Source organism: Streptomyces sp. NPDC001153 (assembly GCF_053598315.1).
The window spans coordinates 1-9,106 of the sequence record NZ_JBSFJZ010000103.1; the positions used below are offsets into that span (position 1 = coordinate 1).

Sequence of the window (9,106 nt, forward strand, 5' to 3'; positions counted from 1 at the left end):
GATCCACGGCCGCGACTGACGTTTCCCCACGACCAGACCAACGAGCGGATAAGCCAGCAGTCACATGATCAACCACTTCTGTTAGGACTTCTTAGCCAGTTATCCCAACAGGGCAGCCGTGAACATCTCGTGGTGAGCCACCAGCCACTGCTGGATGCGGTCCCAACGCTGCCAACCACCGTGCTCGGACAGCGCCTGGGTGTAGACGGGGTCACCGTCGGCCACTCGATCAGCGACGAAGGCCCGGCAGGTTGCGGTGGCCTGCTCGATGACGCCGGGCAATTCACCGCGCTCCTGCGGGGAGAGACCGTAGCCGTCGGCGAGTATCCGCAGTCGTGCCGGGGCATCCAGCCCCGCGGGATAGAGAACTGCCGCGGACGTGGGATCAAGCATGGGAACCCAGTAGCGGGCGGTCATGGCAACGTCCCATACTGCTCGGCCGGGGGCCGCCAGGTCGAAATCGATCAGGGCTGTGGCACGGCCGTCGCGGAAGACGACGTTTTCCGGGCACACATCGTTGTGGCACAGCATCGTTCCTCCCGCCGGGTCGGCCAGGGATCGGGGCCACTCAGCGCATGCGTCAACCGCGATGGCCGCGCTGGCGTCGTGCAGACGCCTCAACAGGCTTCCCACCGAACTCAACGCGGTCTCGGTCATCACCCAGCGCGGAAACGGCGGTAGAGCGACGTCGCCGGGGATGAAGGTCAACTGCTCGCGGCCGTCTGCGGTGAGACGGATCGGCCTCGGAGCCGCGTCGAACCCGTGCTCTTTGAGCGCGAGGAGATGGGCATGGAGGGCGCGCGCGGTGCGCGGCGCCGGGCGTTCCACCAGGGCACCGTGGCGGAAGACCGCGCCCGCGTTCACCATGCCGCCGATCAGGGCTTCGCCCTCTGCCGTCTCACCCTCAGCCGTCATGTCGATCACGCTACCGTCGGGTCGGCCGTGTGTGGGGCGGTCCCGAAATGCGCCTCGAACTAGGCCGCTCACCTGGGCGTTCGCCGAACGTTGAGGCGGCCTTCGTCTGATCATGTGCTCCGACCAAGGATGCACGTGACCACGACGAAGGCCGTGAAGTGAGTCTGCTGCCTGATCATGTTCCGGGGGAAGCGTTCGCGAAAGCGTCACGCTTCCGGGAGGATTTATTCGACCGTCTGACCGCGCGCGGGGACGAACTGTTCGAGCTGGTCGACGCGTTGCCGTGTGTGGATGTTCAGGCGCCGGACGGTCGCACCGTTGGGTGCCAGCCGAACGCCGGAAACCGTGGTGATGCGGGCACCGGGCCGGAGGATCGGGCGACTTGGCAAGACAGATATCGGCGGATTGACGGCTTCGGAGGTCCGTTGTGGACGGTGTCTGCGGGAAGGTCATCGGTCCCTCAACGGGAGCTCCGGTGGGCGCGTGCCGCACCCACCAGTCGTCGTCACGCACCCGTGACCAGCACAGCGACAAGATCAACTCGTCCTTGAAGGCGCCCTTCCCTGTCGGAAAGGCTGGGCGACACAGGTGGCTCGCCACCGAGTGACGAATCTCGGTGACGGGCCGTGAAGCCTTGTGGATCAGCTGGCGCTGGTGTTGATCGTCCAGTTCATGACGGCCAGGGTCACGGAAATGGGCACGTAATACACCCCGTGAAAGCACCACGCGGTCCGCTGCCAGGAGTCCGCAGTGCTCTGGCCATTGCAGTTCGTTGTGGTGTCGAGAGCCGTGATCGTGCCCCGAGCTGCGTCGGTTTTCCAGCCACTTGAGATGCCGCTGAACACTGGACCGCCGCTGTCCCCGTTGACCGCGGCGATGCCGTTGGCGCTTCCCGAATACGCCAAATCGACATCCGGCCGATAGATGCCATTATTGCCCGTGACGCCTATGTGAGTCTGCGAGATGTAGACGCCGCAGTGCACACCTCCGTTGGCGCCGGATGTGCATACTTGCTCATTTACATAGTTGTGCTCCCATCCCGAGACGGGCTTCGAGCAACCGGTCGTGTCGTCCCAGGCGCCGTCATAGACGTGGGCACCGGACAAGCCACTTCCTGGAGTGAGGCCAGAAACATCGTAGATGTCCGACTGATCCCCCATGTTCGGCCACGAGCGGGATTACTGCCAGGAGTGAGACGGCAAGTATCCCTCGCACCCGGCGTCTGGTGGTTCCACCACTCATGCTGTCCCCAACGGAAGTTACGGTTCGCCAAGCTCGATTACGCGATTCGCAATCGATCTTGGCGCACGCTACCAGGCACCCACAGAGCTCGAAGGTCAGGAAATCGTGAGCCTCGAAAATGCATGCCGGAAATGAGCACCTTACCTATTGCGAAATCATTTGGTGCGAAGCCGCGATCCAAGGCCGGTTTAGCCCGCATCGTCGCCTGTCAACGTTGGTTAGCCTCGGCTCGCCTCGCACGGTGCAGAGGCGGCCCAGCCAGTCACGGACAGGCCGAGGCGTGTCCGCCGGCGTTGGCTTCACCCTCGTTGGCTGTGGCCGCGCTTCCGTCCTTGCCCCCAACGCTGTCGCATGTGTTCCCACGGTCCCCGGCCCCGCAATGTGGCAGGGTGTGGCACGTCCCCCTCGTCGGGGCTACCAGAAAAGCGACAGGTGAGGTCTGTTGCGCTGGTTCTGTGTCGTCTGGCACCGTGGCGACGAACCGGCACTGGGAAGAGGACTTGTATCTCGTCGGGCACGTGGCGTGCCTGCCACGTCGCGCGAAAGTCTGGATCGTCGCGGGGGTCTGTCGTCACCGCTGCTCTGCTCGACCGTGTCGGCGCCGAGCTGGGGCTTTTGGGTCACCTTGACGGATGAGGAGCGTGCGACCAGCAGGTGGGCCGAAGGGTACGATCGCCGAAATCTTCGCGTCGCCATCGATCCGGGTGCCTCCGGAAGCGCGGTGACATCCCACAACTCCCGGCGTCAATCAGGTATTCCCTGACCTGTTGAAGTAAGGGCCCGCCCATGCCACACACCCATGCGTCCGTGCGCGCGATCGGAATAAGTCTGGCCGCGACGGCTGTCCTGCTCACGGCTGCCTGCGGGCAGCATAGTCGGCAGTCCGTCGGCGCCCCCGCAGGCATGATGTCCGCCGCACCGTCCGAACTTCCGCGGACCGGCACCCCGTCTACTGGCTCGAGCCCCGTCGCCCACCCGTCCATGGATAAATCCGGGCCGGCTAACGAGGCAGCACTCCACCGAGCCGCGGACTCGATCGAACAACTGGGGAGTTCGTTCCCGGATACCTATACGGGGGTGGAGGTGGACACTGCCGGCGACGGCCTCATCGTCTACCGCAGAACGGACTCGCGCTTCGATGCTGCCCTGTCCGGGCTCGGGCTCGGTGTACACGTCGATCTCCATAACGCACCGCGGTCCAGGAAAGAGATGCGGGCCACGCACGACCGCCTTGTGCCACTTATAGGAAACACCACCGGTTACCGCATCATCAGAGTCAGCAGCGGAGGGGATGAGCTCGCATTCACCCGTGGGGTCGTGGAGGTCGGTGTTAACGGCGACCTGGAGCGGGCCAAGCGTGGGCTAGGCGCAAAATTCGGTGACCGTATTAAGGTCGTCGCCGTAGAACCCCCGGCTGGGTGATGGTAGCCCTGTGCCAGCAGGACTCTGCCGCCAGACTCGGACAGGGCATCAGGTCGGGCAGAAGGGACCGCCGGGCCGTCGTTCTCTGTCTGTCGAGGTACGCCCAGGACGGCCCAGCGATGGCCCCAAAGCGATGGGGCGGAGAGTACAAGATGAGGGTGTCGCCCCGATGGCTACACGACCCATCGAATGAAGCCAGGGAGCTGGCTCGCACACCTTGGAGCACGACCGTGAACCCGAAAAGGCGTCACCGAACCCTACTCATCATGTTGGCCGTTGTTGTAGGGGCTGCTCTCGCCATTGCCGTCACTGCATCGATCATGAAGGACCGCAGGCATGGGGAGGGGGCCTTGGGTGAGGTACTGGTGAGCGGTGACGGCCGCACCATCACCACCCTGAACAGCCGGGCCCCATGCCAGCAGGACCCGCCCCGCCTGGTGGCGAGCGAATCCCGCGATTCCGTCACCTTGGAACTGCAGGAAAGCGATGTCGATCTCCGTCCTCAGTGCACCAGGATCGACGAGCAGATCACCACAACGCTGCAGTCACCGCTAGGGACACGACGGCTGGTGTACGCCGGGAGCGGCTGGACCATTGCCCCCTTCGACCAGAAGCGGCTGGCCAACCCACGATATCTCCCGCCAGGCTATTCACCGGCCACTCACGTGCAGTGGAGCGACTCCAGCCAGCATGACCTGCTGCCACCATTCATCCGGACCCAGAGCTCCGGCCCCGCCTGGACCCGTTTCTACCACCGCGCCTCGGACAAGGCGTCTCTGAGCATCACGCAAATCGCCGGAAAACTCACAGTGAGCACAGCAGGCATTCCAGAGTCTGTCCAAGGGTGGGTCGGTGGGCTCTCCCCGGACTCCAATAACACCGTGACACGGACGAACGGGACCTACACATTCATCGTTAACACCACGGATCGGAACCTCCACGAAGCCGAACTCCTGAGGATCACCAAACAACTCACCCCTGAAACCCGAGACTGAACCGCTGATGAGCTGCGGGTTCTTGTCAGTGAACCGCTCCGGGATCGGTGGAGGCTCTATGCGTTGACTCCAGCCGCCGGTTGGGGATGGCGTTGCGCGTAGTGGTTGGTTTCGTATTCGTGGGGCGGCGTGTCTCCGATCGCGCTGTGGAGCCGGTGGTTGTTGAACCAGTCGACCCATTCCGCGGTGCCGAGTTCGACGTCGAGGCCGTGCCAGGGCCGACGGGGCTTGATCAGCTCCGTTTTGTAGAGGCCGATCCGGGACTCCATGAGCGCGTTGTCCAAGGCATCACCGACGGTGCCGACCGAGGCGTCGATGCCGGCCTCGAGGAGGTGCGCCGTGAACGCGAATGTACTCACTGCCCGCATCCGAATGATGAACCAGCCCCGGTCCAGCAGGAGTTCCGGCGCGGTCGCGTCGCCACAAGGCCATATCGAGGGCGCCGAGAACAAGCTTGGATCGCTTGCTGGTGGCGGCGGACCAGCCGACGATCACCCGGGAGAAGACGTCCACGACGAACGCGACGTAGACGATCCCCGACCAGGTGGCCACGTAGGTGAACCCACGTCCGCACCATCTCCGCCGCACCGATCCCCAGCTTCGCCGCCACTGCCTTCATCGCGGCCCACTCGGTCGGATAGTTCGGACGGATCTCCGCGACCATGCGCACCGCACGCTCAAACACGCACGAAAAACTCCCACGTGCGGGCCGGCCCAGGCATCGCTACCGGCCGAGGCAGCTCGTCAACGAAGGGGGGCCGGAGGTACAGGCCGCTGCGAAGATCACGCTGCCCGGCCCCGCCGACCAGCTCCGCGAGTTCCTCCAGGTCGGCCACGGCAAGCGGCTGTCCACGTACGTCATCGAGGGCCCCGCCGGTTCGGGTGTCATCGGCATCAACGGCGCCGCCGCCCGGCTGATCAGCCCCGGGCACCCGGTGATCATCATCTCCTACGCGGACATGGCCGACGCCCAGACACGTGCGTTCGTCCCGAGCGTCGTCTTTGTCGACGCCGACAACCGCATCGTGCAGCGCGGCGACGACCCCGCCGACGTACCCGCCGGATTCGGGCTGCTGCGCGGAGACGTACCGGCCAACGGGATCAGGGTGTGACGGCGGCGGTATCGGCGAGGCCGCTCGCCGGTCATCGTCCAGGGCAGCGGCCCGGTCGGGCTGGCCGCGGCGGCCTTCGCCCAACTCGCCGGGGCGGCACGCGTCATCATCGTGGGCGGTCCGAGCGGCGACTGGCCGCGGCGGCCGCCGCCGGCATCGGTGACGTGCACCTGAACATCGTGGACGCCGCGGATGCCGAGGCTGTGCTGCGCGAGGCACGGGCCGCCGCCGGCCCGGACGGCGCCGACCTGGTCATCGAGTGCGCCGGGGTCCCGGGCGCCGTGGCCCAGGGCCTGATCCTGGCCGGCAGGGGCGGCTCCTACCTGGTCATAGGCCAGTACACCGACGCGGGCGACACCGAGCTCAACCCGCACCAGATCGTGTACCGGCAGCTCGACGTGGTCGGTTCGTGGGCCTTACCGGCGATCACCTCGTCGAATACGTGAGGCTGCTGCCCGCCCTCGCCGCGCGCTTCGACCTGGAGGGCATGGTGACGGTCTACCCGCTGGAGCACCACGCCGATGCCCTGGCCGACGTCGCGGCGGGTGCCGTCCTGAAGGCCGTGTTGTCCGGCTGATCCGGCCGCGCGGCGCGAGTCGCCGAGGTGAGCCCCGCGGTCCCGCGTCCCAAAGGCGGCCAGGACCCCGGGACTCACTCCCTTCCGCGCAGTCGTCGCAGGGCGTCTTCGGAGACCCGGTCATCGGGCAGGTAGGCCAGGAAGTGATGACCGGGCTCGTCCACCGCGGCCAGCTTCACGTAGCGCAGGCGCAGTTCGCCCACGGCCGGATGCCGAAAGCGGCGTACCGAGGGCTGGAACCCGGCCGTCTCCCGGCGCTCGTACCAGCGGGCCGCGTCGGCGTCGGCCAGCAACTCCTCGACGAGTTCGGCGAACCGCGGATCGTGCGGACGGCGAGCGGCCCGGGACCGGAACTGGCCGAGCAGCGCACGGGCCTCGTCCTCCCACTCGGCGAGCAGGGTCCGGGCCAGCGGCCAGCGGAACACCAGCCAGAGAAGATTGCGCTGCTTGGGGTGCAGCCGCGCCGGATCGGTCAGCAGCGCAGCGTACCCGGCGTTCCAGGCCAGCAGGTCCCAATGCGGATCGAGCACCACGGCCGGGTTCGGTGTCATGGCCTGCACCAGGCTGAGCAGGTTCCGCGACACCCAGGTGGGAGCGTCGGCGGGCTGTCTGTTCTCCTCCACGAACGACAGTACGTGCGCGGTCTCCGCGGCATCCAGGCGCAGTACCCGCGCCACCGCGCGCAGCACCTGCTCCGAGGTACGCACCCGTCCCTGCTCCAGCCACGTGTACCACGACACGCTGATGCCGGCGAGTTCCGCCACTTCGGCCCGGCGCAGCCCCGGCGTCCGGCGGCCCGGGCCGTCCGGCAACCCCGCTTCTCCCGGCGCCAGCCGTTCGCGGCGGGAGCGCAGGAAGGCCCCCAGTTCGCGGTGGGGGAACGCGCCGGGGGATGTGCGTGCGGCGCTCACTGCATCATGCCTCTCCTGCGGACAGCGGGCGCCTGCTCGAATGCGGGCGCCTTCCTCTGATGCTGCCGTCACCGGGCGCGCGGCCGGACCGGCAGGGTGTGAGTGATGGTAATAGCCAGCGACCTCCGTCCCGAGGGGCCCGGTGCTGAACTGGTGCCGGACCGCATCCCTCCGGGTCGGTCCCCCTCTGTCACCCGTTCTCGTCGAACCCCCTCGGAAGGGAGCGTCCCCTCGTGACCACCACCGCGTCGGCTCCGGTGGCGACTTTGCCCACGTCCTCCTTGCGACTGCTGCGCACCGCCGGCTTCGTCAGCAACCTCGACCGCTTCTGCATCGCGCCCATGCTGGTTCTCATCGGACCGCAACTCGGGGCCCCGCTGCCCACCGTGGTCCTGGCCGCGAGCGGCTACTACCTCATGTACGGGCTGATGCAGCCGGTGTGGGGGGTGGCCAGCGACCGATGGGGCCGAGTGTGGGTGATGCGGGTGTCGCTGACCGGCGCTGCGCTGGCCGCCCTGGCCTCGGCCCTCGCTCCCGACGCCCCCGTGCTGATCGGGGCCCGCGCCCTGGCCGGCGCGTTCTTCGCCGCCTCCATCGCGACCTCCCTGACGTACGTGGGCGACACGGTGCCCGTCGCGATACGGCAGCGGCCCCTCAGCGAGCTGATGACCGCCTTCGCGCTGGGCACCGCCGTGGCCACGGTCGTCGCCGGGGCACTGGCGCACTACCTCAGCTGGCGACTGGTGTTCGCCCTGCCCGGCGTCCTCGCCTGCTACCTGGCGGTGGCCCTGCGCCGCCTGCCCGAGCCCGAGCGGGCACCCTCCGGGTCACTGCTGGCCCCCTTCCGTGTGGTCCTGTCCTCGCCGTGGCAGTGGTACGTCATGGCGGTGGCGCTGCTGGAAGGAGCGGTGCTGCTCGGCTTCCTGACCTACCTGGCCCCGGCCCTGGAAGCGCACGGAGTTCCCACCACCCTGGCCGGCGCGGTCGCCGCCCTGTACGGGGTCGGCTCCATGACCGCGGCCCAGGTGGTCAAGCGGCTCGTCGGGCAGTGGTCCGCGGTACGCCTGATCGTGACCGGCGGTGTCCAGATCGCCGTGGCCTACCTGCTCGCCGGGTACAGCCAGTCCAGCGGAGCGCTCGTCGTGGTCGCGCTGCTCCTCGGTGGTGGCTGGTCCTTCATGCACTCCACGATCCAGTCGTGGGCAACGGCCCTGTCCCCGGCGGCCCGCGCGACGGGCGTGGCCATGTTCGGCGTGGCACTCTACGTGGGTAGCGCCCTGGCCAGCCGGCTGGCCGCCTCCACCGCTCAGGCGCACGCCTACCGGCCCCTGTTCTGGCTGGCGGCACTCCTGACCGTGCCCTTGACCGCGGCCGCGGCGGCCGGCCGGGCCCGCTACCGGTGAGCTGACATCGCGACCGGCGTGACGCCGTAGGCGGCTACGGCCGAGCCGCCCTCGAGTTCCACCGAGGCCACGTCGAATGGCACCTCGGCGACCGCGCCGCATCCATCGCCGCACTGCACCGCTCGAACAACGCCCGGCCACCGATGGAACGGCAAGGGCCTGGACTTGTCATCCGCCCGAGGCGACCAACACCTGACGACCCTCCTCAAGACGCTGCCCGCCCAGCGCAAAATCGTCGCTGCCCAAGACCTCGAAGACCGCGCCCGACAGGTGGCAAACTCAAAGCAACATAGAAACGGCCCGCATGGCCCTGTGGGCGCCGATCTCCCCACCAGACGACGGAAGCCGGTTGGCAATCAGCGCCCACAGGCGCGTCGAGGGTGTATGGGGGGCAGAGTCAGGCGCAGGACTGACCAGACCGTGCCCCGTTTTACGCACTAGGGCCTGTGTGAGGTCGTGATCAATCTCGGGTTCTGGTCCCGTGCGGGGACAGGACCTGGTAGGACGCTGGGTGTGACACGTAGGCAAC

9 protein-coding genes and 1 pseudogene are annotated in these 9,106 nt (G+C 67.4%); 6 read left to right on the plus strand and 4 right to left on the minus strand.

All coding sequences use genetic code 11. From position 1 onward, the window contains the following. Positions 1-99: 99 nt before the first annotated feature. The gene (locus ACWDEN_RS47430; RefSeq protein ID WP_351623455.1) at positions 100-915 is read right to left on the minus strand and encodes a phosphotransferase enzyme family protein; all 816 of its coding nucleotides are present in this window, start codon (positions 913-915) and stop codon (positions 100-102) included. 641 nt (positions 916-1,556) lie between these two features. Next, positions 1,557-2,021: a chymotrypsin family serine protease gene (locus tag ACWDEN_RS47435; RefSeq protein ID WP_351622894.1), complete on the minus strand. Its 465-nt coding sequence runs from the start codon at positions 2,019-2,021 to the stop codon at positions 1,557-1,559. A gap of 1,117 nt (positions 2,022-3,138) precedes the next feature. On the opposite strand from ACWDEN_RS47435, the gene ACWDEN_RS47440 reads away from it, so the two are divergent. Beyond that, positions 3,139-3,579 (plus strand): hypothetical protein, encoded by a 441-nt coding sequence (locus ACWDEN_RS47440; RefSeq protein WP_450864308.1) that lies wholly within the window; start codon positions 3,139-3,141, stop codon positions 3,577-3,579. A 266-nt stretch (positions 3,580-3,845) separates the two neighbouring features. Further along, complete coding sequence (locus ACWDEN_RS47445) at positions 3,846-4,574, plus strand: hypothetical protein (RefSeq protein ID WP_351622900.1); 729 nt, start codon at positions 3,846-3,848, stop codon at positions 4,572-4,574. A 56-nt stretch (positions 4,575-4,630) separates the two neighbouring features. Here the strand turns inward: ACWDEN_RS47445 and ACWDEN_RS47450 are convergent. Continuing rightward, positions 4,631-5,132, minus strand: a pseudogene (locus tag ACWDEN_RS47450) (DDE-type integrase/transposase/recombinase); the annotation flags it as partial. A gap of 104 nt (positions 5,133-5,236) precedes the next feature. On the opposite strand from ACWDEN_RS47450, the gene ACWDEN_RS47455 reads away from it, so the two are divergent. The 3 genes from ACWDEN_RS47455 to ACWDEN_RS47465 are packed head-to-tail and all read left to right on the plus strand — an operon-like array spanning position 5,237 to position 6,263. Beyond that, on the plus strand, positions 5,237-5,686 hold the full coding sequence (locus ACWDEN_RS47455) for an aspartate 1-decarboxylase (protein WP_351622905.1): 450 nt from the start codon (positions 5,237-5,239) through the stop codon (positions 5,684-5,686). Next, positions 5,683-6,132 carry a zinc-binding dehydrogenase gene (locus tag ACWDEN_RS47460; protein ID WP_450864311.1) on the plus strand — a complete coding sequence of 150 codons (450 nt, stop codon included), beginning with the start codon at positions 5,683-5,685 and terminating at the stop codon, positions 6,130-6,132. Before ACWDEN_RS47455 ends, ACWDEN_RS47460 begins: the two co-directional genes overlap by 4 nt. Next, entirely contained in the window at positions 6,129-6,263 is a 135-nt protein-coding gene (locus ACWDEN_RS47465) for a hypothetical protein (protein WP_450864312.1), read from the plus strand. The genes ACWDEN_RS47460 and ACWDEN_RS47465 overlap by 4 nt, the downstream gene beginning before the upstream one ends. A 74-nt stretch (positions 6,264-6,337) precedes the next feature. On the opposite strand, the gene ACWDEN_RS47470 is transcribed toward ACWDEN_RS47465, so the two are convergent. Continuing rightward, positions 6,338-7,174: a helix-turn-helix domain-containing protein gene (locus ACWDEN_RS47470; RefSeq protein ID WP_450864314.1), complete on the minus strand. Its 837-nt coding sequence runs from the start codon at positions 7,172-7,174 to the stop codon at positions 6,338-6,340. Positions 7,175-7,407: 233 nt separating this feature from the next. Between ACWDEN_RS47470 and ACWDEN_RS47475 the strand changes: the two genes are divergently transcribed. Beyond that, positions 7,408-8,577, plus strand: coding sequence for an MFS transporter (locus ACWDEN_RS47475; RefSeq protein WP_450864316.1), 1,170 nt, complete (start codon positions 7,408-7,410; stop codon positions 8,575-8,577). Positions 8,578-9,106: the final 529 nt, after the last annotated feature.